At 39.6% G+C, this 24,749-nt stretch carries 18 protein-coding genes and 1 other RNA gene; 2 read left to right on the top strand and 17 right to left on the bottom strand.

Annotated features, from left to right (window positions below; all coding sequences use genetic code 11):
- Positions 1-207: 207 nt before the first annotated feature.
- The 13 genes from dapA to BM294_RS01520 all read right to left on the bottom strand — a co-directional run bounded on the left by dapA (position 208) and on the right by BM294_RS01520 (position 18,571).
- The gene (gene dapA, locus BM294_RS01580) at positions 208-1,119 is read right to left on the bottom strand and encodes a 4-hydroxy-tetrahydrodipicolinate synthase (RefSeq protein WP_091204264.1); all 912 of its coding nucleotides are present in this window, start codon (positions 1,117-1,119) and stop codon (positions 208-210) included.
- A gap of 14 nt (positions 1,120-1,133) precedes the next feature.
- On the bottom strand, positions 1,134-1,583 hold the full coding sequence (locus BM294_RS01575) for a NanQ anomerase/TabA/YiaL family protein (protein ID WP_091204263.1): 450 nt from the start codon (positions 1,581-1,583) through the stop codon (positions 1,134-1,136).
- Between the two features lies 1 nt (position 1,584).
- Entirely contained in the window at positions 1,585-2,691 is a 1,107-nt protein-coding gene (locus tag BM294_RS01570; RefSeq protein ID WP_091204238.1) for a PdxA family dehydrogenase, read from the bottom strand.
- Positions 2,692-3,062: 371 nt separating this feature from the next.
- Positions 3,063-4,349, bottom strand: a complete 1,287-nt coding sequence (locus BM294_RS01565; protein WP_091204236.1) for an SLC13 family permease — start codon at positions 4,347-4,349, stop codon at positions 3,063-3,065.
- Between the two features lie 259 nt (positions 4,350-4,608).
- Complete coding sequence (locus BM294_RS01560; protein WP_175494410.1) at positions 4,609-6,402, bottom strand: sigma-54-dependent transcriptional regulator; 1,794 nt, start codon at positions 6,400-6,402, stop codon at positions 4,609-4,611.
- Positions 6,403-6,713: 311 nt separating this feature from the next.
- Positions 6,714-7,880 (bottom strand): sialidase family protein, encoded by a 1,167-nt coding sequence (locus tag BM294_RS01555; RefSeq protein WP_091204232.1) that lies wholly within the window; start codon positions 7,878-7,880, stop codon positions 6,714-6,716.
- 57 nt (positions 7,881-7,937) lie between these two features.
- Positions 7,938-9,767 carry a PHB depolymerase family esterase gene (locus BM294_RS01550; RefSeq protein ID WP_091204231.1) on the bottom strand — a complete coding sequence of 610 codons (1,830 nt, stop codon included), beginning with the start codon at positions 9,765-9,767 and terminating at the stop codon, positions 7,938-7,940.
- 30 nt (positions 9,768-9,797) lie between these two features.
- The gene (locus BM294_RS01545; RefSeq protein ID WP_091204229.1) at positions 9,798-10,970 is read right to left on the bottom strand and encodes an iron-containing alcohol dehydrogenase; all 1,173 of its coding nucleotides are present in this window, start codon (positions 10,968-10,970) and stop codon (positions 9,798-9,800) included.
- A gap of 44 nt (positions 10,971-11,014) precedes the next feature.
- A complete protein-coding gene (locus BM294_RS01540) occupies positions 11,015-12,226 on the bottom strand; it encodes a four-carbon acid sugar kinase family protein (protein WP_091204227.1) in 1,212 nt (403 codons plus the stop codon).
- Positions 12,227-12,312: 86 nt separating this feature from the next.
- A complete protein-coding gene (locus BM294_RS01535; protein WP_330389744.1) occupies positions 12,313-13,596 on the bottom strand; it encodes an ArsB/NhaD family transporter in 1,284 nt (427 codons plus the stop codon).
- Positions 13,597-13,854: 258 nt separating this feature from the next.
- Positions 13,855-15,150 carry a UDP-N-acetylglucosamine 1-carboxyvinyltransferase gene (locus tag BM294_RS01530; protein ID WP_091204226.1) on the bottom strand — a complete coding sequence of 432 codons (1,296 nt, stop codon included), beginning with the start codon at positions 15,148-15,150 and terminating at the stop codon, positions 13,855-13,857.
- A gap of 177 nt (positions 15,151-15,327) precedes the next feature.
- The gene (locus tag BM294_RS01525; protein WP_091204224.1) at positions 15,328-16,758 is read right to left on the bottom strand and encodes a DHHW family protein; all 1,431 of its coding nucleotides are present in this window, start codon (positions 16,756-16,758) and stop codon (positions 15,328-15,330) included.
- A 64-nt stretch (positions 16,759-16,822) separates the two neighbouring features.
- Positions 16,823-18,571: an MBOAT family O-acyltransferase gene (locus tag BM294_RS01520; protein ID WP_091204222.1), complete on the bottom strand. Its 1,749-nt coding sequence runs from the start codon at positions 18,569-18,571 to the stop codon at positions 16,823-16,825.
- A gap of 98 nt (positions 18,572-18,669) precedes the next feature.
- Between BM294_RS01520 and ffs the strand changes: the two genes are divergently transcribed.
- Positions 18,670-18,768: signal recognition particle sRNA small type (ffs, locus tag BM294_RS01515), an RNA gene on the top strand.
- Between the two features lie 68 nt (positions 18,769-18,836).
- Here ffs and BM294_RS01510 read toward each other — a convergent pair.
- The 4 genes from BM294_RS01510 to BM294_RS01495 all read right to left on the bottom strand — a co-directional run bounded on the left by BM294_RS01510 (position 18,837) and on the right by BM294_RS01495 (position 23,512).
- Entirely contained in the window at positions 18,837-19,727 is an 891-nt protein-coding gene (locus BM294_RS01510) for a TatD family hydrolase (protein ID WP_091204219.1), read from the bottom strand.
- Positions 19,724-20,503, bottom strand: a complete 780-nt coding sequence (locus BM294_RS01505; protein ID WP_091204218.1) for a TraX family protein — start codon at positions 20,501-20,503, stop codon at positions 19,724-19,726. Before BM294_RS01505 ends, BM294_RS01510 begins: the two co-directional genes overlap by 4 nt.
- An 18-nt stretch (positions 20,504-20,521) precedes the next feature.
- Positions 20,522-22,585: a methionine--tRNA ligase gene (gene metG, locus BM294_RS01500; protein WP_091204216.1), complete on the bottom strand. Its 2,064-nt coding sequence runs from the start codon at positions 22,583-22,585 to the stop codon at positions 20,522-20,524.
- A 378-nt stretch (positions 22,586-22,963) separates the two neighbouring features.
- Complete coding sequence (locus tag BM294_RS01495; protein WP_091204214.1) at positions 22,964-23,512, bottom strand: LptM family lipoprotein; 549 nt, start codon at positions 23,510-23,512, stop codon at positions 22,964-22,966.
- 250 nt (positions 23,513-23,762) lie between these two features.
- On the opposite strand from BM294_RS01495, the gene rsmI reads away from it, so the two are divergent.
- On the top strand, positions 23,763-24,614 hold the full coding sequence (rsmI, locus tag BM294_RS01490; RefSeq protein ID WP_091204212.1) for a 16S rRNA (cytidine(1402)-2'-O)-methyltransferase: 852 nt from the start codon (positions 23,763-23,765) through the stop codon (positions 24,612-24,614).
- Positions 24,615-24,749 lie beyond the last annotated feature (135 nt).

Below are 24,749 nucleotides of genomic sequence, written 5' to 3'. Positions count from 1 at the left end.
TTCTGATGTGTTTGTTATTTTTTTATCAATAACATGTTTATAGTATATTGCTTTGATATTTTTTTGTCAATATTAATTGATATTTATTTAACGTTTTGGATGTTACACAACAAAAAACCTTTCAGGAAAGAGAGATTCTCCTGAAAGGTTCCATATATGTTTTATTGTGTTTTAAGGTTTAGAAAAATACTAATCCAAAATTACCGTTTACCAAAGACCCTTCTGCTTATCCACCTCAAGTGTCTTCTTGATAGCATCAATCTTTGCATCAGGTATCATATTAAACGGAGCTCTGCAGAGACCGACATTATGTCCGAGAAGACGCACTGCAGTCTTTACAACAGTATTTGGATTTGCACCTGCAAAATTATCTCTGAATGGACCGATGGCATCCTGACACTTCTTAGCCTCTGTCCAATTTCCTGCAACGAATTCATCATAAATACTTGCCATATTGTGTGGATATACATTTGCACATCCTGAGATAGCTCCCGTTCCACCAGCCTGAAGAGTCCAAAGAATAAGCTGATCATTTCCGGAAAGAACTGCAAAATCTCCGCTCTTTCTTGACTTGCCTGCCTCGATATATCCGAGAATGTTCTTAAAATCCCCCCCGGAATCCTTAGCACCTACGATATTGTCTACCTGTGCAAGTTTACCTACTGTCTTAGGATCGATTTTGTTTCCTGTTCGTGCAGGGATATTGTAAAGAACGATAGGCATATCAGGAACCGATGCCGCAACAGTCTCATAATGTCTCTGAATCTCATCCTGTGATGCTGCCGCAAAGGACGGTGTTATGATAGAGAGTACATCCGCACCGCAAGCTTCAGCCATCTTTGACTGCTCGATAGTCTCCTTAGTAGACACACAACCCGTACCTGCATATACGGGAACTCTTCCGTTTACATGTTTAACAACTGTTGAAAGAACAAGTTCCTTTTCCTTACCATTAAGGATATAACCTTCTCCATTGGTTCCAAAACAGAATATTGCATGGATACCCGCATCAATCATTCTGTCACACTGCTCTTTGAGCACATCTGTATTGATGGACTCATCTTCATTCATAGGTGTAATGATAGGAACTATGATTCCCTTGATATCAACCTGTTTCATTATATTCTCCTTTATTATACCGGAAGCTTAAGAATTATCTTTGTAAAGCTCTGCTGTTCCTTTGAGTGAGATATCGCCTTATGTCCGTCATGAGGAAATGCTGCCCAGAACATACCCTTATTTATCATAATCTGGTGTTCAAAGCTTCCTTCATATCTTGCCATATCTTTTTCTTCATCATATGGAATAACTTCTTTAAGCTCTTTAAGCTCTTTCCATGCAATTTCTTCAGAACCATCAAGGATAATCTGTACATCAATATACTTCTTATGCCCCTCAAAGGTTCCTTCCGAAAACGGCTTTGTTACACCCTTTTGAACCTTAAAAAAGCCACCTTCAAATCTATACGAGCCTTCCTTAAGTTCACCCTTTGCCTTTTCTTCCTCTATAGCTTGGAGACCCGCCTCAAGATTCGGAAGCATCGCCTCATAAAATCTGATATGTGAAAAATCATCTACTATCATTTTAATTGCCAACCTTCTGAGATTTTCTGTAAGAAGCCATATGAAGCGCAGCATCTACAGCATTAACAAGTGAAAGCTCATTTGCTCCGCCATTTCCAGCATGACCAAATCCTGTTCCGTGGTCAACAGATACACGTACGATAGGTAGTCCCAGCGTCATATTGATACCTGCAACTGCCTCCCAATGCTGCTCTTCCTTGTTATATACAAAACCCTTTACCTTAAGTGGAATATGTCCCTGATCATGATACATAACAACTACGATATCATACCAGCCACCAAGAGCCTTTGAGAATACTGTATCAGGAGGTGTAGGCTTCTTCTCCGGAATATTGATACCTTCCGCCAATGCTGCATCAATAGCTGGCTGAATCTCCTCAATTTCTTCTCTTCCGAACATACCATCTTCTCCGCAATGAGGGTTAAGACCTGCAACGCCAATCTTTGGCTCCTTTATGCCGAGTGCTTTACAGGCTTCATTTGCCATATGGATACAGTCGAGAACTCTATCCTTCTTTACTCGGTCACAAGCTTCACGAAGCGATACATGAGTAGACACATGAACTACTCTTAACTCCTCATGTCCGAGCATCATTGCATACTTCTTTGTACCTGTATAATCTGCATAAATCTCTGTATGGCCTGAATAATGATGTCCTGCCATATTTATAGCTTCCTTGGATAGAGCATTGGTAACAGTAGCATCAACCTTGTCATCCATAGCAAGCTTGATAACATATACAACATACTGGAATGCAGCCTCACCTCCGAGCTCACAAGCCCCAATACGGAATGGCTGAGGTCCCTTAGGATCATCCAATGAATCAGGGATCTTATCAGCCGGAACAAGACCAAGATCGATGAGATCAATGGTACCATACTCATACTTTCCTTCCTTTGGTTCCTTTACAATGTTGAGTTTAAGATCAATTCCGTCAACCTTGTTAGCAACCTTAAGTGCATACTCCATAGATGTCTTGTCACCAACTATAAGTGGCTTGCAACGATCATAAAGAGTCTTATCATTTAATGCCTTTACGGATATTTCAGGACCGTTTCCAAATGGATCTCCCATTGAAATGCCTACGATTGGTCTGATGTCTGCCATAGAATCCTCCTCCAAACTTCGATGTGTTAATCACATATTTTATAAATAATTAGCTTTGCGATTTAACATTTAATCTTTTTACTGTATATATGATAACAAATGCATTATTACCAAAAAATCTTTTCCCTCTTGCAATTTGTTCATTATTGTAACATTTTACTTTCGGGCCACTTATACATGCATAATTATGAAACATTTTTATATTATAAATGTTGATTACCCTTTTCGCAAAAAACAGTGACAGCGATTCTCTTCTTTGACAAAATCCGTACCACACCAAAATTTCCCAAAAAATGTCGCACCTTGAAGCAAGGTTCAAGGTGCGACATTTTTTACATTAGGATCAGTGCTATAAATAAATCATATACAACTTACTTCATAGGGAAGATGATAACCGCACCTGCGCAAAGGAAGATAAGTCTGATGATATACATAGGAATTGTAAACTTCCAGAACTCTTTCATGGAATACTTACCCATACCAAAGACAAGGGCCGGAAGTCCATCAATCGGCATATAGTGTCCCTGCCATCCTGCACATGTTACTGCAGCTGCTGCAGCGATAGGATTCAGGTTAAGTGCCATACATGTTGCAACAGCAATTGGTGCAAAGATGTATACAGAACCCATATTGGAACCTGTGATACATGCTGCAGTTGATGTAAGAACTGCAAAGAGGAAGATAACAACGAAAGGATTGGCATTTGTGCCAAGTGCTGCTGCAACAGTATCTCCTACCATTGCTGTAAAACCTGTGTTTGCAAGTGCATCAGCAACACCAACTACACCGGCCATCATAAGGATAACAGGAGCGAAGTAGTTCTCACGGAACTCCTTAAATGTTATAACCTTTGCAAGAATAAGTACAAAACCTAATATACCCGGAATTACATAAGCAATATCACCAATAGTATTCATAAGCATCATACATACTACAGATGCTATAAATGCAACAACAGTAAGATTTTCCTGTGTTGAAGTAAGTGTAACAACATCAAGTCCGTCAGCATTCTTCTGCTGATCAACTGTAGGTTCCTGAATAGGATGATCCGGTAAAAGCTTGTACGCAAGAAGCGCCCAAACAAGAAATCCAAGTGAAAGGCAGAAGTTAACGATTGAAAACTTTGCCATTGACATGCCGCCTGTCCATCCGGCAGACTCAAGTACTGTTGAAGCAACGCCAAAGTAAAGAGCTACATTAAAAGGAATAAGCGGATGGTTTGTTGCAAATCCAAGGGGCATCATAAGCTTTGATGTAGGAAGCTGCTTCTGATATGGAATTGCAGTGATAAGTGACAGGATAAGGACATAATAACCTGTAGATCCGCCACCTGCGAGAGCAGCACCTGCCATTACTATGATGATAAGAAATGCATAACTCTTATATCCGCCCTTAGTCACAAGATTTATCATAATCTCTTTCAACTTGGTCATGAATCTTGTCTTCTGAAGAGCTGCCATAACTGCCATAAAACCGGCAATCATAACTACTGAATTATTTGTAAATCCACCAAATGCTGTTTTTACATCTGCAAGTCCAAGTGCAACAAGCAGGAATCCTGCAAGAATTGGCGGTGCACCGAACGGAAGTACATCAAACATGATCAAAGCGATCATCAGTACTAACACAGCCAGTGCTAAAATCATCTGTGTTGTCATAATAAATCCCCTTTCAAGACACGAAAAATCTAGCTTATTTCTGTTTTTGTTCACAAAAACCTTATGTTGGTATTATCCGCTCTTAAAAGAGAATAGGCATTAGAAATAGGAACATAAATTGTTACTATTTGCAACATAGGCTAATACTTTTGTATACACCGGCAATATTTGCACTTATTTGAAACAGTTCACCTGATTATGCAACAAAATAGATTAATTTATCGATTTAAAGTTATACTTTTAATATATTATCGATAATTCACTTATCTCTGCCTATATATCTCCATAACGTAGTTCTGCTTATCCCCAGCTGACGTGCCGTCTTGCTCTGATTACCTTTATTATCCTCTAAAACATGTTTTATGATGCTCTTATCTATTTGCTCAAGAGTCATATTGGGAAGCGGCTGGTTTGATCCCTGGTTAAATACAGATACATAAACACTTGCCGCCTGTTCTTCCTCAAGAAGGTCTGCAATAGTTGCTGTACGTATATATGATGTATCCGTCTGAGATGCAGCCTCCATCAGAACATGCTGAAATTGCTTATAGTTCTGTGGCCACTGATAGTTATCCATTATCTCGATAGCTCCGGGCTCAAGTCCAACAATCTGCTTTCCCATATCTGCATTAAGCCTGCTCAAATAAAAACTTGCTAAAAGCGGTATCTCCTCTCTTCTCTGTCTCAATGGCGGAAGTCCTATACGTACACAGTACAGCTTACGGCTGTAATCATTTACCCTTTCCTTTGCATCAGGATCCAGATTCTCTCCGGCTGAAAAAATCAATCTGTTTCTCCTTTGAAGATTAGTATCAAGAATTGCGGATATAAGTCTTCTGTGCTTATCTTCAGGAATTCTTCCGATATTCATAAAATAAATAGTATTGTCATTATCATTAAATGGCGAGTTGTAGTGGTTAAGCAGATATTCCCATCCGCGATCATCCATGATACTGCAATCGATAGTTATCAGCGGATGATCAGATAATGCACTCTTCATGTAGATATAATGTGCGATCAAATCCTTTCCTGTTCCTGTTTCAGCCTGAATCATGACGGAATATCTCGCTCCACTGATCTCATCTATCCTGTCTCCAAGAAGTCCCATGGCACCGGCTATACTGTAAAAGCTGTTATAGTATTTCTCTTCAGCCTCTTCTCTGTTCATAAAACGTATTCCATATTTACCGGTTGTAAGCGGTATTTTTGATGCAGTGAAATAAAACGTCACGTATTTCTGTTCATTGTATTCTGCGGTTTGTGTTGTAACAGAATATAGTACCTTATCTATACTTCTGAAAAACTTTCGGTCTCCGGAATTAATGACAATCTTTATTTCCTTACGAAGCATCTCTATAACTTCTTCGTTTTTCTCCTCATCTGTATTCCATGTAGACAGAAAAACAGTACCATCCTCACTCATAACGATGGTTGATGAACCGTTATGACGCATTATTCCTCTTAAGAAATGATTCTCCTCTCTTATGGCAGCATAGCTTCTGCATATATTTATGGCCTGACCGATGGCAGACAGAATACTTTCATTTCCTGATGTTATAAGTATCGAGTTTATATCCATACGTCTCGCAATATTCTGGGTGACCATATCACAAATCACCATTCCTATTCCCTGACTTTTAAGTCCTTCAAGTGTAGCGACAACCTCTTCTTCATCATGTATGGTAACAATCTTTGTCCTGTTCTTCATAAGATCACACAAAGTATGTGCAGTTTCGGTAATATTTTTAAAACCTACAATCGCATACTCCGCTTCATAATTATCTGCTAGACGCATGGCTCTCAGAACATCATAAACGGACAATGGGATCTCTACCACAGGAGTTGATGTGACTTCAGATATCAGTCTCGAAGTACCTCCTCTTGAAATAATTACATCATACTGATCATGAGAATGTTCTTTTACCACCTTCACACCATCCTCAAGATTACCTGTATATGCATCAAGCTGTATATTATCCATGGTACTTGCGAGGGTTTCCATCGACTTTCTCATAGCCTCATAAGGCGCAACGCCCAGCACTCTATACTTCATCACAACCTCCAAATTGGGAAATACCGTTCCATTAAAATCAACTTCGCTAAGGAGTCGTATTTTCATTAATAATCACATAGTCTCATCAGCTTCTGAAGTTGTTTCATAATTATATGCATTTTGAAACTATATCACATTATGTATCATTTTGAACCATTTTTCATGATTTATGACAAACAAAAACTCCCGGAGATTACATTCTCCGGGAGCTTGAAGTAAATAAGCACTTGGCTTATTTGGATAATTATGAAAATGTCAGAATAGCGTAACTATTCCGGCACTTTTTCAACATATAACACGAACTGACATCATCAATGCGCACCTACAGCACCTGATGTCGGATTATAGGTGCTGGTGCCTCTCTTTCCGATAACATCATCTTCACTAAGTGTGAGCCATTTTATACCGCGTCGTGTCTGATAAGCATATGCCACATGAAGCATTCCATCTTCTGCCTGCATGATGTAAGGATACTCATACTGCATATTTCCGCCACGATTCTCTTCGCCTACATACCCCTCACCTCTCTCAACATTACGGATAAGCGGAAATGTCTTTCCATTATCCTCAGAAAGTGCGATAGTTACAGGGCAGCGGAGTCCCGGCCATGCACCCATGTTTGTATAAGACTTAGGTGCACTTGAATGGTTATAGCAGATACAGATTCTTCCACTCTTAAGTTTAAGGGCAGAAATAGATGAATTGTTATTAGGAAGAACAGTTGCTGAAGGTTCTTCCCATGTATCACCATAGTCAAAAGACTCACTCTTATATATGAAATCTGCTTCTCTTGAACGCATAAAAGCGATGAGATGTCCTGGCTTATCTGTCAGTTCTACAACATTAGGATGAACACGTCCGTTAGACTTAGGCATATCCACTCTTCTCCATGTCTTTCCCTCATCATCAGAAATACGGAAAGCACTTGGATCTCCCGCAAGTCCATCCTTTGAATCTGTGCATATCCAGTTTCCGTAAATCCATCTTCCATTTGAAAGAATTTGTATTGGCTGTCTTGAAAATGTTCCCGGTTCTGCAAATATCACTTCAGGCTCGCCCCATGTACGACCATCATCTGTAGATACCTGCTTCTTAACTACAGCTGTATACTGCATGTTATCTTTTCCGGGCTGACGTCCTAATTGTGATGTATAGAGGCACCAGATTTCTCCGTTTGGATGAAGCCAAAGTGAAGGATTCTGATCAGAGAAATCATTCTCATTAGAAACATTAACAGGTTCCTCCCACTTATCGGCCCCCTTAGGAAGTCTTGATACAACTACATTGATATCAGCTCCACCTTCATATGTTCCTGCAAACCAGCAGCAAAGCATGGTTCCTTCCTTTGTCTCAAGAAGAGAAGGCGCATGTGCTGTAGGCCAAGGTCCTGTTGGAAGCATAGCCTCAGTGAATTTCATTTCAGAGTCATAATAAAGTTGTCCATCCGGTGTTAGTACATCGAGTGTCTTAATGCCCATTGTTTTTCCTCCTGCAAAGCAGTTACAAACCCTGCTCATCTGTAATACGTTTCTTTCTTATTTTTTATATCCAAGCGTTCCGTCGCTGTTTCTAACATAATGCTTTATGATTTCCCAGCCTATCTCAAGCTCCCTTTTATCAACCGCATGAGGCATACGTCTTGCAGTTATGAAATGATAAAGCTGTTCATCATTTTGATTATTCCATGTCTGACAATAGAACCTTTCCATCCTGTCTTCGCTCTTATCAGCTTTCAGTCCTGAAACAGATCCTTCCTCAAACATATCTTCGGTAACGGGTATACCATTATATTTCTTCCAAAAATCAATGGTATCTATCCAGATACCATCTTTCTTTGATTTCATAGGAAAATTTCGCCCTTTGGCAAATCCCAGACCATCAAGTTCTCCTGCAAACTGAACAAAAGGCATCCTGTAATCGTATTTTTTCTTTTTATCATCAGAAAGCATACGTATTGGTGAAGCTTTCTCACCATTAGGTTTTATATTTTTCAGTCTGGAATCAGGTCTGAACATAAGAAGCCCTGGAAGCGCTTCTTCCAAAGTCTGAAAATAGCCAATATTAGGGCCATTTATAGCCACTGCCCCTGCAAAGACGTCCGGGTAAGATGAAGCCAGCGCATTTGTGAACATCGATCCCATAGAGAAACCCGAAATATAGATACGTGTCCTATCCACAGGATGAACCTTCTTATCCACATGTTCTATAAGTTTCATAACAAACTCAACGTCCGAAGGAAGTCTTGGATCATTTTGTCCATTCCACCGTTCTTCTTCTGCCGGCGCCGGAAATACAGCAATGAAACCCTCCCTCTCCGCTATAGTTGCCCACTCGCTCTGTTCTGCTCCATACAAAGGTGTACAGTTTATACCATGAAAGTAGAAAACAACCGGAAGCTTTTTGCGTTTTCCTCTGTGTCTCACCGGAACATATTCATACCAGGTTCTCTTAATTCCGAAATCATCATCTTCCGGAACATGCAACTCATCCGTATCCACATGAGCCATAAATCCCATGTCATCAAAATTCACACGTTTCTGATAGATACCATATTTATCATTTCGCCAACGCCTTGTCTCCGAAAACATTCTTTCCCATGCATCCTGGAGTGTAGCTTCACTGAGTCCGGCCTCAGAAACAAAATGTCTTATTCCATTATTATCCTTATTTGCAAATGCAGATGCCCAAAGTACAACAGAATCACTGTAAGATTCCGTATCATCTACCGATATAACAGGTGCATTTACACTGTTAAGATATGTTTCAGCTTCAGTATTCGGCTCATAAAGCCATGCGTTTTGTGGTGCCTTTGGTCCATCCGGAATATTGTATTTCTCCGGAAACTCACCTATCATGATGGCTGCAGCATCTAGGGGGGACTTCGAAGCCAGGGTCATAGCCATCGCTGAAGATTCTCTTGTAGTCCCAAGATAAAATATCATACCGTTAAATCCGGCAACTCCACCCTGAGATTTAGGCAGAGCGGCAAAGCATCTTACTAAAAACGCTTTATCATCATCTCTTCCAGACTCATCTTCATAATTCCACCCACCTTGCAAAGGATTTGGAAAAAGAAGAATAAAATGTCTTTCCTCAGAAAGTCTGTCAAGTCCAAGTGACCTTATCAGACTTTCTGCAGACTCTTTGGTATCACTGTCTCTTAATACCATAAATACCTGAGTCTGCTTAGCATGAGGACAACCTGATGCCGGTATGTAGCTGTACATATCTCTGTCCTGTCCACATACTGTATCAACATCATTTTCAGGATTTAGTTTCCCTGAAGTTGTTCCTTTAACCTTTTCAAGTATTAACTGACCGCCATACGGTGAAAATTTTTCAGGTCGATTCATGGTGTCTCGCATTGGTCATCCTCCTGCTGTCTGATATCAGTATTAAGCCATTACCTGAAGATAAATCTTTCTTGCATCTTCAGCTGTTACTTCAAGCATATTATTTACAAGAAGTCTCTGCTGCTGAAGTCCTGCTGCAACAAGTCCCTCAAGATCATCGCTCTTTACACCAAATTCCTTAAGATCGGTAGGTATCTCAAGATGTTTAACAATCTCATCCATCCAGTCAATAAGTGCATATGCCTTCTCATCAACAGTTGTGAGCTTTTTATCTCCATGATATGCAGCATCCCATGCCTCAGCCATTCTCTTACGGAACTCTTCATTAGCTGCATTCATCTTCATTACAGGAATGAGAAGCATGGCATTTGATGTTCCGTGTGCAACATGATATTTTCCGCCGAGAGGATAACTAAGCGCATGAACCGCAGTAGTTCCTGAAGCAGTGATAGCAACTCCGCCGTAAAATGCAGCAATCTGCATATTGTTCTTCTCTGTAAGCGCAGTCTTGTCATCACATGCCTTAACGATATTGTTCATAATCATGTCGAAACCGCGAAGTGCAAAAGTATCAGAGAATGCATTAGCCTTGTTGGATGTGTAACACTCGATACAGTGGCACATAGCATCAACACCTGTAGATGCAGCTATAGCTCTTGGAAGATTCTCTATAAGTCTTGCATCCAGGATTACATAATCAGACATCATATTATCATTTACGATTCCGATCTTAACTTCCTTCTCAGGAACACCCACGATAGCATTTGGAGTACACTCAGCACCTGTTCCGGCAGTTGTTGGAATAGTAAGAATCTGAAGACACTTTTTTGCACGCTTTGGATCATCAAGAAGTTCCTTAACACCATACTCATCTGTAACAAGTATAGATGCAAGCTTTGCCGTATCCATAACTGAGCCGCCACCGCACGCAACGATGAAATCATATCCCTTACCCTTAAACTGATCGATAACAGCCTGAACTGCCTGATAGCTTGGCTCTGCAGGAAAATCATCATATATATCAAACTCTACTTCAGATTTCTTAAGCTGAACCTCAACAAGATCAAAGAGACCGAGCTTACGAAGCCCTTTGTCTGTAAATGCAGCAACCTTTTTTGCACCTGCTGCCTTAAGAATCTCAGGAATATTATCCATTGATTCCTTTCCTGAATAAACTGCCTTTGGTAACTTGAGACTATACTTTTCCAGTGCCATAATTCTTCCTCCTTTAATAACAAATGCCAATCATATGACAATAATTAACTATTTTCGAGCCACGATACTATACGTTCTAACTGATCAGGCGAGCCAAATGCTCCGGATTTTGTAATAAGATAATTTTCTTTTCCGTCATAATCATAAGCTGCGATAACTATACCCGGATCTATCTCCTCAATGGGTCTGAGTACACTTATCCCCTGATTTCTGATAAAGCCCTGTAATGTGTCCCCGCCTATCATCATTATTGTTCTCTCAGGGAATTTCCTGATAATGTTACTTGCAAGACGTCCCATATGTGATGCTATGATATGCGCTGCTTCATCAGGAGTATTGACATACTTACGATCGAATTCCCCAAGAGTATCTATGATGATTAAGGAATTCTCCTGAGCCGATTTTAGCTTCTCGGAAAAGCTTTCCTTATCATCATCGCTCCATATATTCTGAAGTATTTCATTCAAAGGAACATGTAGTCTGAAGGCTCCCTGCTTCTCCGAAAAACTGAGTTGTGCCCTGGTAATTTCATTAACAGATCCGGACAGTACCAGAAGTTTCTTTCCAAGCCCTTTAAAATCCACATCTTTTCTTGATGTAACCTGTACCGGAAAAACCTCTAGGAATCCTGCACAACCACCTGTGATGTCAAGATCTGAATCCGCATCCAGTTTTTCCGCTATCTTTTTCATATCCTCATTTGTTTCCGCATCATATACAACAATTCCCCTCTTTACTTCGCTGTCTCCGGAAACAACCTGAACATCACTTCCAAGATGTATCAGATCTTCTATTCTGCTAACCGTTATCGGATTAATGGGATCCTTGGCAAATATGCTTTCTGCCAAAGGCTTCCCATTAACATACTGAATTCCATTGATGGTCTTTCTGTCTACCGCCGGATAAGCAGGTATAAAATTCAAATGGTCGCTTTTACTTGCTTCCAGAACTGCTGCAAGTTCAGCTCCTACATTTCCTCTTAGACCCGAATCCGTTTTTTTGTATATACGGTTTATTCCATGATCAAATGCTTTTTTAACCAGATTTTTAACAATTTCCGATGCGTCTTCTTTCGAAACATGTCTCGTTTCCGTATCTATCACAATTACATCCACTGAGTTGTCTTCCGGAAATGCTGCATCTCTTTCTGTCAATATAACCACATGCTCACCTTTACAGGTTAACTGAACGCCCGAATCAAGCGCACCAGTCAAATCATCTGCAAGAATGAGCAATTGGTTGTGATTATGTTCCATTGCGCTTTCCCTTCCATGTAATGATTTTTTTCATATATATCCCACGATTAATCCCGTCTTTAATCCATGTTTTTCATTAGCTTTTATCAATGCCAGAATGCCCAAATAAACAGGTATCCTGTTGTAGCTGCAACAAAGGTAAAAGGAATACCGATCTTCATAAAATCCCCGAAAGATACCTCATATCCTGCCTTCTTAAGCATTCCCACTGCGGTAATGTTTGCACTTGCACCGATCGGCGTGATATTTCCTCCCAAAGTTGCGCCGGTAAGAAGTCCGAAGTAAAGCACATATGGTTCAATCCCAAGCAACGCTGTGATACTTGTGAGTATCGGAAGCATTGTTGCAACATACGGTATATTATCAATAAAAGCCGAGAAGATAACCGATCCCCAAACTATGATAGTGTATAAAACAAACAGATTATCTCCGCCTGCATTAACAATCATCTTAGCCGCATCATCAATAAGTCCTGCATCTGTGATACCTCTGATAACGACAAATAATCCGCAAAGCACAAGAAGTGTTTCATAATCGACCGAGGCCAAAGCACGTTGTATGTTAACCTTTGACTTTTTAGTCACATAATCATATATAACAGTGATTACTGCTATAACCATGCAGATTGTTCCGTTTATAACAGACGGTGTATTAGGAATAAAGGATGCAATAATGAGACAAACTACTATTCCGCATAGAGCGATAGTAGGAACTTTATCCTCTATAACTGTTTTCTCATTTGCTTCAACAGGCTGTGTAAGCTTGTGAAAAAGAAACATCATTACAGGAACTGTCATTAATGCACCAAGCTCAACTGCCCAAAAGATTCCGGGACGTCCCATCATCCAAAAGAACTCCATAAAGTTCATATCTGCATAATCACCAAGCATAATGGATGTAGTATCGCCCACAAGAGTTGCAGCTCCCTGAAGATTTGATGAAACCGCCACCGAAAGAATCATGGAAACAGGCGATATCTCCAGTTTTTTGCAGATAGCCAGTGCCACAGGTGCTATCATAAGCACTGTTGCGACATTATCGATAAAAGCGGATACAGCTCCGGAAAAAAGAGACATAAGTATGATTACCCACATTACATTTGGACATTTGTCCAAAATGATATCAGCAAGCAGATTAGGCATCTTTGACTCTATGAAATAGTAGACGACTAACATTGTTCCGCCGATCATCATCAGGACATTCCAGTTTACTACCGACAATATATAAAGCGGATTTCTCTCTATTATCCCTAATGCAACAAAAACTGCAGCCACAGCCCATATTGCATATAACTTCCAGTCTGATTTTGCGATCATGACCACATACATCAGGATAAATAGTATCAGTGCAATAGTTTTAAGTTCCATCATGATCTGATCCCCTTTCAAATTTTTTCAACTGTAATAATTATCTTTTATGGAGAAGTAAAAATCAACGAATGCCAAAAAGCTTTTATTTCATTTTGAAACATATATCATATAGCTAATAACTAATTCGATATTTTTGAACATTTATGAAACATTTTCCTTGAGTAATAGCTGTGACGGTTCTATCCGGATAAAACCTTATTTAAATAAAAAAAGTCTGAATTCCGATCATTATCGAAATTCAGACTTTTATAAATTATATCAACCTACGCGAAGCTTAAACTTCTGAACAGCTCTCTCTGAATCAACCATGGCAATATCAGCACCAAGAGTCTGAAGCTTCTTATCGAAATGCTCATATCCTCTCTGGATATAACCGATTTCATTAACCGTTGTTATACCTTCAGCACAAAGACCCGCGATTACAAGTGCCGCACCGGCTCTTAAGTCCAAAGCATTAACACTTGCACCTGTAAACTTTCTGACACCATCTATAACAGAAACATTGCCCTCAACCTTAATATTGGATCCCATACGGGCAAGTTCATCTACATACTTGAATCTGTTCTCGAATATTGACTCGATTACAACAGATGTTCCTTCTGCAAGAGCAAGTGTAACTGACATCTGCGGCTGCATATCCGTAGGAAACCCCGGATAAGGAAGCGTCTTAACATCTGTAGGATGCTGTACATCCACGCCTATAACACGTACAGCCTCATCATACTCATAAATCGTATTGCCCATCTCCAAAAGCTTGGCTGTAATAGACTCAAGATGCTTAGGGATAACATTCTTAATAAGTACGTCACCTCTTGTGGCGGCTGCCGCACACATAAATGTTCCTGCCTCAATCTGGTCAGGTATGACTGCATATGTTGTTCCATGCAATCTCTTTACACCTTTGATACGTATGGTGTCAGTACCTGCTCCCTTGATGTTGGCTCCCATAGAATTAAGGAAATTCGCAACATCCACTATATGTGGCTCCTTGGCAACATTCTCCACTATGGTTCTGCCCTCTGCAAGAACCGCAGCAAGCATAATATTTATGGTAGCACCTACTGATACAACATCAAGATAAATATGAGACGCTTTTAGACCACTCGGGGCTTCAGCATGAACACACCCGTTTTTGATCTCGACATTGGTACCTAAAGCTCTAAATCCCTTTATATGCTGATCGATAGGTCTTGATCCGATAGCACATCCTCCCGGAAGAGGTACTATTGCCTTCTGATATTTGCCAAGCAAAGCTCCTATAAAATAATACGAAGCTCTGATCTTTCGGATGTACTCATCATCAATCGAAACATCCTGCACGTTTGACGCATTAATTAGTGCTGTATGTCTGTCGATGCGCTTAACTGTAGCACCGACTTCCTTAAGAGCCTCAAGCATGACATTGATGTCACGTACATCCGGCAGATTTTCTATTGTTACATCGTCATCTGTTAAAAGCGCTCCGGCAATAATACCTAATGCAGCATTTTTTGCCCCACCTATCACGACCTCTCCGTGCAGTGGCTTTCCGCCTTTCATGATAAACTGTTCCATATATCTCCTTGAAATAGTGCGTAAATCCAAAAAAGAGCGCACTAAACCTTTTTACATAATCCTAAAGATTATAATTGAAGACCGATGTTTTTGCAACAGCCTTATAGATTTTGCTATGCTGATGTATTATGACACAGTCATCATAACATGTCTCTTAAATTTTAGTGAATTAAAATTTTAAGAAAAGATACTCAGTATCTCACCGGATACTTTTTCAGTAATAGCCTGTACATTATTAATGAATATGATGTCCTGTACATTCCTATCTTTTATGAACTGTGCAAGGTTATCTTTATAGGACCGATAATCCACAACATAAACATTTTCATAATGATCCACAAGATACGGAACGAATGCATTGCCATACGATTCCTTAACAACAACACAACTTGACCCGTCCGTGATAGCAGGATTGCTTATCCTGGTAAACGGATGATCACCGTTTATAAAACAATTATACTTTCTACCGGCATTTGCTTCGGTTACATCATTAATGATATTTGAATTAAATTCAGCTCCTGACTCATCCGTTATAACAGCATCATTGGTTCCCCTTGGTATCCACGCCTCTACATGATCGGGATTATCTTTAAGTTCCTCGGATCTGTTTGTTGCAAAGTAGAATGTCCCATAAAATCCGGTATAGTCAACATATCTAAAATCACTGAGTTCATGCGCTGTTATACCTTTTTCCTCACAGAAAGCTCTGTAGGCATAGTACGCGCCAAGTCCCGTCCAGTGATGGTCGGTATTGAAATATATATACTCATCCTTATGTTCCACCATAGTATCAAACAAGGATATTCTATGTACCGAAGGATCCATAAGGCTGAATATATAGTTGAATGCATCCGGCATATTCCCGGAACCAAGCTCTTCCTGAAGAGAAGTATCCAGTTCAACTCCAAAGCTGTTCGGAACAAGTATGTCATATACATTTCTGTCAGGAAACAATGCCTTAACCGTATTTATCACAGAGGCATATTTAACAGATCCGCCCTGATTATAATAGAATATCTCATATCCCTTATTGTTGGTTACATAAATGTTTCCGGCCTGCTCTCCGGTGATTTCAACCTCTTCCTTAGGCTCGGTATCTACCTTTAGTGTTCCGTCCGCATTAGTTTCTATAAGATTACTGTATAAATCCGACGCTTCTGTCTCAGCCTCGGTGGATGCTTCACTTGTCTCAAGTTCTATAACCGGAGCCAGCGATTCAGAAACCTCCGGAATAGTATCCTCATGAGCATCTGTTTTATTGCCATAAAAGGCTTCACTTCCTGACCCGTAAAATGCCTCCATACCGGATTCCAGACTCAGAAGTCTTTCCCTATGCGGAAATGTATCCGAAAACCATCTGTCCAGCTTTTCAAAGTACTTTCCTGTCAACGTACCGGTCACCCAAATTTCCGGCTTCTTTTCAAGTGGTCTCTTTTCTGATTCAGAGTATTCAGGCCTTTCAGCAAATACTCCGACAGCAAAAATTGCAGCAAAAATCAGCATAGAGATACAGGTCATATACTTTGCACCATAACCCTGAATCTTTTTATCTGCTTCTTTATCAAGATCCTCAGTGATTATTTCTTCTTTTTTATTATTTTCATCCATTTCTTTATTATATGTAAATATCTTTTCAGTAAATACCTGATTATATACGCTCTGCCGTCAATAGCTAAAACTGATTATACAGGAACGGAGTATAGCTTGCTCCCACCATAGACAAAATTGATACGAACAGGAAAAACAGAATAAGCAGAGTGCGTACACCATAGTATACAGCCTCTATTCTTGCACGTTCACTTTTTCTCTTTCGAAGCCTGTTTTCCAGCCTGCTAAGCATTTTTTCATGATTCTGAATGTCCTGCTCCCTCACTTCTTTTAGAATATCGCCATTATTCTGACCATACTTCTCAACAAGAACCTGATCTTTTGTTGTTTCCTGCTTATACAATGAATTTTCATTTTCAAGATTTTGTATTTCTCTGGCTTCTTTTTTGAAACTGTGCATAAGTACAGCATTTATCTTTTCTGCCAGATACTTCCATAAAGGAGTACACACAGTCAGGGATGCTATAAGAAAATACATATTCCCCCGGAGCATCAATGCTTCAGATGTACTAAACAGCTCTCTGTCGCTCATTCCGGCCATTACTTTTACCACCTCTGAAAGACTTGTGAAATCTGATATTCGGAATAGCACCCATCCAAAATAAACTATAACAATCGTATATACCCTGCAACAAACATTTAAAATGATACCGATCACCCCGGTACATTGAGGAAATCTGATAAATTTATGAACAAGATTCTCTATGACTATAAATACAAAGTAATAAAGCCCCCAAAGTATAAAATTAGAACTTGCACCATGCCATATTCCAGTCAATAGCCACACAACTAAAAGATTGAGAATAAGTCTCATAAATCCGACTCTGTTTCCGCCCAAAGGTATGTATACATAATCTCTGAAGAATGTGCTTAGTGATATATGCCATCTCTTCCAGAAATCTCTGACAGAAGTAGCCGCATAAGGATAATTGAAGTTTTCAGGATAATTAAATCCTACCATCTGTCCAAGGCCTATTGCCATGTCAGAATAAGCAGAAAAATCTATGTACAGCTGCAACATATAACACAAGGATCCTATGTATGCACCACCTACTGAATATGATGCCCCTGCTGTAATTGGAAGAAACATTCCCGCAAGTTTTCCACAGTGATCTGCAAGAATCGTTTTCTTGGCAAGTCCCAAACAGAATCTGGCAATACCATTGGAAGTCCCTTCCCACGAAAAGCTTCTGTTCTTAAACTGTGAAGCCATAGTGTCATACCTCACTATAGGTCCCTGAGATACCTGATGGAATACTACAGTATATAGCATAACATTAAATAAATTGCCCGATTTTGTCTTCCTCCTATATACATCAGATATATAACTGATAAGTTTAAATGTATAGAAAGATATTCCGATAGGCATGCCCATACTTATGATGCCTTCTCTAAATTTATCTATCTTAGGCATAATTGATGTGCTGTTAATGATAAAGCCCATATATTTAAACGTTATCAGCACTACCGCAAGCACTATGACACCAATCAGAAGCCAAATCTTAGCCGCTCTTTTACTCTTCTCATATGCATCATGCTCAGAAGGATTCATAAACTCTTCATCGCCATCCTGAAATCCGGGAGATGACTTCTCAGCCAGATTAATCGATCTCTGAATCCTGCCAGCTATAAAACACGACCATGACGCCATCAGAACCAAAAGAACGAGATAGTTTATTCCTCCAAATGAATAGAATATCAACGATCCAGTAAGCAGCCATATGTTTCTATATTTATTTCCCTGTATGATGTAGTAAATTGTCGTAAATACAGGAATAAAGACTGTAACAAAAAGCAGACTTGTAAAACTCATATTTTGTAAACCTATTATATTCCGCGACTTTATCAGGATATCATTTATCCTATTGCCATTTTTCTCTTTTTCATGTATACTTCACTTGCTTTGGGGTTGTTTGGGCCCCACGCAATGGGTCCCTCGAACCGTGTCAGGACGGGAACGTAGCAGCACTAAGAGGATTCTCCCATGTGACGTGGATACACCTATTCAGCCCTGAGGCTTTTTATTAATTGTAAAGCGACTGCTACATGTTATAAACATTGTAACAGCCGCTTTTTTACTACATATTTATCCTGTATACCCTTTTGGCATTTTCTGTAGTAATACGTATAACATCATCAGGACTCATATCCTTAAGCTCTGCTACTTTATCCACAACGAACCTCAGATTTCTCGGGTCATTTCTCGTACCTCTTAAAGGTATCGGTGCCATATACGGACAATCTGTCTCCAAAACTATATTGTCAATCGGTATGTTTTCCACAACCTCTTTTATCTTCTTGGAATTTTTAAATGTTATGACACCGCCTATGCCTATGCACATTCCAAGCTTCACATATAACTTAGCCATCTCAAGTGAATAGCTGAAGCAATGTATAACTCCTCCATTTGCATATCCATGATGGGACACAATGTAATCATATGTATCTTTTGCCGCATCTCTGGAATGTACATTGATAGGCATTCCAAGTTCAACCGCAAGCTTCAGCATACGTGAAAAAGTGTCTTTCTGTATCTCCGGCTCAGGATCTGCCTTTTCGAGATCTGCAGGATCAGGCTCACGTCCTTCCTTTAATGCAGATTCGATGATTCCGGCTCTCGTATAGTGATAATCAAGACCAATCTCACCTATAGCAACGATTTTCCTGAGATTTTTTTCATCACCGCATGCTCTTCCCTTATCTCTCTCGACCATTGTACGTATTTCCATAATATCTGAATCAGTACACATATCACTATGATCAGGATGAAACCCTACTGTAGCATAGACATCATCATATGTTTCTGCAAGTTCAATAGCTTTTCTGCTGGATGGCATATCAAAACCTATCTCAGTGAACGCACTCACTCCACTGAGATTTAATGCCATTATGACTTCATTCCTGTCAGTATCGAAACTTTCATCATTAAGATGAGCATGAGTATCAAATATTTTCTTTCCATCTATCATACAGTAATCATCGCTCCAATATAAATCATCATATAAAAAACAACGAGATGAAGTGGATAGTAAATATAATACAGCCACTTAGGGTTAAAATGGCCTCTCTCTCCGTTATAAAACCAAATTGGTATAAAGCACAGCACCGGAAGAAAATATGCTGACACACTTCCTATTGCAGTTACAATGGCACCGCTTCCTATCTGAAGCACCTTTTCCTTATGGAAATTGTACATAAATGCAATGCTCAGTATACCGAAAAGACCAAACTGAAAATTCAAAAGATATGCTATTCCTGCACCTAATGCCACAACGCCCCATTTCATGAATACATTGTGACGCCACTTATACATATAATGCATAACCAGTAAGCCTGCGGCCAATGTAAATAAAGGATTCTGAAGTCCCCAATTATATGTTTCGTTATACAGACATAAGTCAAAAGGAACTTCTGAAATAATAGCAAAAACTAATACTCTAATGAAATATTTCCAGAAACCGGAAGTATGTATAAACCCTTCCACCAAAAGAAATGCAAAAAAAGGAAAGCTGAAATGTCGAAAAACTATAAGAAAATTGAAAAGTTTAAGCCATCTGGCGCCTTCTTCAGTAGCTATTGCCATCTGATAATACTCATCGACATAACCGTAAAGTTTTCCGTTTTGGATAATGATGACCGCAAAATAATATGCGGTCATCATTAATGCAGCAAAAAACTTCAGTGTCCCACCAGAAATACCTATATTCTTTTTTGTACTATTGAGTACACTGTGATAAGTTGCCATAACTAAACCAACTGTCCATCAACAGATGATAGAGCCTGAAGGCATCTTACTCATCGGTGTCATAAGAGCGATATTCTCATCGTCATCCTCTGCTGCGATGATCATTCCCTGTGATTCCTCACCGGCAATCATACGTGGAGCAAGATTTGCAACGATCATAACTCTCTTTCCAACCAGATCCTCAGGCTTATATGCCTTCTTAATACCACTCAAAATGGTACGTATCTCTGATCCTACCTGAACCTTGAACTTAAGAAGTTTCTTTGATTTCTTTACTTCCTCAGCATGAAGTATCTTTCCTACACGGAACTCAATTTTTGCAAAGTCATCGTAGGTTATCTCAGCCTTCTTTTCAGGATCTGAAACTTTTGTATCAGGAGCACAGTCACCATTCTCATCGATAGTCTCTGGCATTCCGTCTCCTTCAACCTGTTCTTCAGCTGAAGCCCCCTCATTCTTTACTTCCTGAACACCGGCTGCCGCCATCTGTGCAGCTTCTATCTTCTCAACCTCCTGCATAACATCCTCTTCCTTCTTACGCTCAAAGAGTGTTGCAGGCTCTGCTGTTACCCTGGTACCTGACTTGTAAAGTCCCCACTTATCCATATCCGAAAGAGCACGCTTTTCAGCATTGATCTCCCTGAGGATTGACTCTGCAGTCTCAGGCATAAAACTTTCAAGAACAGAAGCACCGATATTGATAGCTTCTGTAAGGTTGTACATAACTGTCTTAAGTCTGTCTGCCTTCTCCGGATCCTTTGAAAGTACCCATGGCTCAGTCTCATCGATATACTTGTTTGATCTTCTGAAGATATCAAAAACAGCTGTAAGTGCATCTGCAACTCTCAACTGATCCATCTTTTCTGTTGCTGTCTTTACAGCATTAAGAATAGTAGCCTTAAGATCTTCATCAACAGACTCAACTATGCCCTTATCTTCTACCACACCATCAAAATACTTGTTACTCATTGAGATGGTTCTCTTAACAAGATTTCCGAGTATATTGGCAAGCATTGAATTATAACGCTCTACCATAAGCTCCCAGGAAATAACTCCATCATTCTCAAATGGCATCTCATGGATAACGAAGAATCTAACAGCATCGACACCGAAAAGTTTTGCAAGGTCATCAGCATAGATAACATTACCACGTGACTTTGACATTTTTATGCCTTCCTGTGACTTTCCTGCCGCAGTAAGAAGCCATGGATGTCCGAATACCTGCTTGGGAAGAGGTATATCAAGACTCATAAGGAAGATAGGCCAATAAAGTGTATGGAAACGGATTATATCCTTACCGATGAGGTGAAGATCACAAGGCCAAAACTTATTGAACAGAACATCATGGTTTCCGTCAACATCGTAACCAAGGCCGGTAATATAGTTTGTAAGAGCGTCAAGCCATACATAAACTACGTGTTTAGGATCGAAATCTACAGGGATACCCCACTTGAATGATGTTCTTGATACACAAAGATCCTGAAGACCCGGCTTAAGGAAGTTATTAACCATCTCATTCTTACGGGAAACAGGCTGTATAAATTCAGGATGCTCTTCAATATGCTTCATAAGGCGGTCTGCATACTTACTCATCTTAAAGAAGTAAGCTTCCTCTCTTGCCTTCTCAACATCTCTTCCACAATCAGGACACTTTCCGTCCACAAGCTGTGAATCAGTCCAGAAAGACTCACATGGAGTACAATACCAGCCTTCATACTCAGACTTATAGATGTCACCTTTGTCGTACATCTTCTTGAACATCTTCTGAACCTGTTTCTCATGATACTCATCTGTAGTACGGATGAATTTATCATAGGAAGTATTCATTAAATCCCAGATTGTTTTTATCTCTCCGGCTGTATTATCAACATACTGCTTAGGTGTAACACCTGCTGCTTCAGCCTTGAGTTCGATCTTCTGGCCATGTTCATCGGTTCCGGTCTGGAATCTTACATCATAACCCTGAAATCTTTTATAACGTGCTATAGCATCCGCAAGAACAATCTCATATGTATTTCCGATATGAGGTTTACCTGATGCATAGGCAATCGCTGTAGTAATATAGTACGGTTTCTTTTCCATATTTCACTCTTTCCGGTCACCCTAATGGAAGATGACCTGATTTTATTTATTCTTGGTACCAATGTCTCCACCAATAAATACAACACCGGAATTATGATTTTTTGGCACCATAATATGTATATGTCCTTACCCATGATTCTCAGCTTAATATATTGATATATTAGGCTATAATCATATGGTTCCAGACTTATACAATATAAGATATGAACTATCAAAATGCAAGTTTGGCTTGATTCAAAGCCTTATCACCCAACCGATAAATCTATGATATTGTCTATGGTAATAAATATATATTTAACTCACTTCAAAATTTCCGCTTACATAAGCGTAATAAAAAAACTCTTCCATTTAGGAAGAGTCTTCTGATAATCTATGCAATTACTGTATTTCAACTGTACAGCCTGAGAGCTCATAGTTGAGTGTAAATGTATCAGCCACAGCCTTCTTTGCTGTCTCCTCATCAAGTCCCTTGCCCGCTGAAAAATCACTGAGAACGAGTACTCCGTTCTTAATTGATATTGTCTTGTCAGAAGAACCTGGACCAGCCTCCTGAGTCTCTCCTGTCTCCTCAGTATTAAAACTTACAAGCTTTGTTGAAGAACCTACAGTTCCAAGTTCAATCAGCTTATCAAGAAGTGACTCCTCTGTAAGCTTGTCTACTGAATCCATAACCTGAGACATATTTCCGTTAACTATTGCATATACCACAACTGTATCAACAACAGGTGCATTGGGATCAGGCTGCTTCGAAAGAGGAAGACCGTTTTCAGGATTAGTTTCCTCCTGTGTAGTTTCCTGTACGATACTTCCATCAGGAGCTATAAGAGTCTCAGAAGCACTCTCATTCTCCTCCTTTGACTTACTACCACAACCAACAACAGCAAGTACTGTGACTGCAATCATGAGCATAGCAATAAATTTTTTCATAAAATCTATCTCCTCAAAAAACTAAATCTCACTTTAAATCTTTATAAAACGAAAGACTCTTACGAGCCCCTGAAAAATACAAGCTGTAATATATCAAAGCTGTTATGCAATTGCAAGTATAGTGCGTAAATCTTAATCTTTACGCAAAAAATTCCTAGTTAATATGATATTCTTAAGTTACAATCATTTATTACTGAAAGATTTTTCAAAAAAGGCTTAAACTTACATCATATTAAACGGAGAACAAATTATGTCTGGAACACTTTATGTGTGTGCAACACCTATTGGAAATCTGGAAGATATAACCTACAGAGTCATTAATTGCTTAAAAAGCGTTGATGTCATCGCTGCTGAGGATACCAGAAATTCCATCAAACTTTTAAATCATTTTGATATACATACACCTATGACTGCTTATCACGAATTTAACAAATATGATAAGGCAAAAACTCTTGTAAACGACATGCTAAACGGAAAAAATGTGGCTATCATAACTGATGCAGGAACACCATGTATTTCAGATCCCGGTGAAGAGCTGGTTCATCAGGCTGCCGAAGCCGGCATTACCATTACATCCCTGCCCGGTCCTGCTGCTGCCATCACAGCATTGACTATATCAGCACTTCCCACCAGAAGATTTGCCTTCGAAGCATTTCTTCCCACAGAAAAGGCAGATAAGAAGGAACGTACAAGAATACTTGAAGAACTTCGCACAGAGACTAGGACCATGATCTTATATGAAGCACCTCATAAGCTAAAAGCCACCCTCAAGGATCTGGCAAAAACGCTGGGGGAAGATCGCAGAATATCTCTATGCCGTGAACTTACCAAAAAACACGAAGAAGCAATAAGAACAACTCTTGCCGAAGCAATCACCAAATATGAGTCAGAAGATCCCCGCGGGGAATATGTTCTTGTTATAGAAGGACGTTCTCCGGAAGATATTGCCGCTGAAAACGAGGCCAACTGGAATGAGATGCCTGTCGAAGAGCATATGGAACATTATCTTGGTAAAGGAATGTCTGAAAAGGATGCCATGAAAGCTGTAGCCAGGGATAGGGGTGTTTCAAAGCGTGATATATATACACTGCTCAAGACCTGATCCTATTCATATTTGCACTTCAACTTCATAAGCTTTTCCATGTAAAATATTATTTACATAAATCATAAATAAATCGGATATTAATTAAAAATCGCTCCTCATGATTTCTCTTTATCTGAGATTATCATGAGAAGC

Source organism: Oribacterium sp. WCC10 (assembly GCF_900113415.1).
In the GTDB taxonomy this organism is placed as follows: domain Bacteria; phylum Bacillota; class Clostridia; order Lachnospirales; family Lachnospiraceae; genus Oribacterium.
Note: the sequence above shows the minus strand (reverse complement) of the source record. Positions and strands in the feature narration are given on the sequence as shown.

Excerpts from the sequence above, each read along its gene's own strand:
- dapA (WP_091204264.1), bottom strand. The coding sequence starts at position 1,119 with ATGAAACAGGTTGATATCAAGGGAATCATAGTTCCTATCATTACACCT.
- BM294_RS01575 (WP_091204263.1), bottom strand. The coding sequence starts at position 1,583 with ATGATAGTAGATGATTTTTCACATATCAGATTTTATGAGGCGATGCTT.
- BM294_RS01570 (WP_091204238.1), bottom strand. The coding sequence starts at position 2,691 with ATGGCAGACATCAGACCAATCGTAGGCATTTCAATGGGAGATCCATTT.
- BM294_RS01565 (WP_091204236.1), bottom strand. The coding sequence starts at position 4,349 with ATGACAACACAGATGATTTTAGCACTGGCTGTGTTAGTACTGATGATC.
- BM294_RS01560 (WP_175494410.1), bottom strand. The coding sequence starts at position 6,402 with ATGAAGTATAGAGTGCTGGGCGTTGCGCCTTATGAGGCTATGAGAAAG.
- BM294_RS01555 (WP_091204232.1), bottom strand. The coding sequence starts at position 7,880 with ATGGGCATTAAGACACTCGATGTACTAACACCGGATGGACAACTTTAT.
- BM294_RS01550 (WP_091204231.1), bottom strand. The coding sequence starts at position 9,767 with ATGCGAGACACCATGAATCGACCTGAAAAATTTTCACCGTATGGCGGT.
- BM294_RS01545 (WP_091204229.1), bottom strand. The coding sequence starts at position 10,970 with ATGGCACTGGAAAAGTATAGTCTCAAGTTACCAAAGGCAGTTTATTCA.
- BM294_RS01540 (WP_091204227.1), bottom strand. The coding sequence starts at position 12,226 with ATGGAACATAATCACAACCAATTGCTCATTCTTGCAGATGATTTGACT.
- BM294_RS01535 (WP_330389744.1), bottom strand. The coding sequence starts at position 13,596 with ATGATGGAACTTAAAACTATTGCACTGATACTATTTATCCTGATGTAT.
- BM294_RS01530 (WP_091204226.1), bottom strand. The coding sequence starts at position 15,150 with ATGGAACAGTTTATCATGAAAGGCGGAAAGCCACTGCACGGAGAGGTC.
- BM294_RS01525 (WP_091204224.1), bottom strand. The coding sequence starts at position 16,758 with ATGGATGAAAATAATAAAAAAGAAGAAATAATCACTGAGGATCTTGAT.
- BM294_RS01520 (WP_091204222.1), bottom strand. The coding sequence starts at position 18,571 with ATGAGTTTTACAAGTCTGCTTTTTGTTACAGTCTTTATTCCTGTATTT.
- BM294_RS01510 (WP_091204219.1), bottom strand. The coding sequence starts at position 19,727 with ATGATAGATGGAAAGAAAATATTTGATACTCATGCTCATCTTAATGAT.
- BM294_RS01505 (WP_091204218.1), bottom strand. The coding sequence starts at position 20,503 with ATGGCAACTTATCACAGTGTACTCAATAGTACAAAAAAGAATATAGGT.
- metG (WP_091204216.1), bottom strand. The coding sequence starts at position 22,585 with ATGGAAAAGAAACCGTACTATATTACTACAGCGATTGCCTATGCATCA.
- BM294_RS01495 (WP_091204214.1), bottom strand. The coding sequence starts at position 23,512 with ATGAAAAAATTTATTGCTATGCTCATGATTGCAGTCACAGTACTTGCT.
- rsmI (WP_091204212.1), top strand. The coding sequence starts at position 23,763 with ATGTCTGGAACACTTTATGTGTGTGCAACACCTATTGGAAATCTGGAA.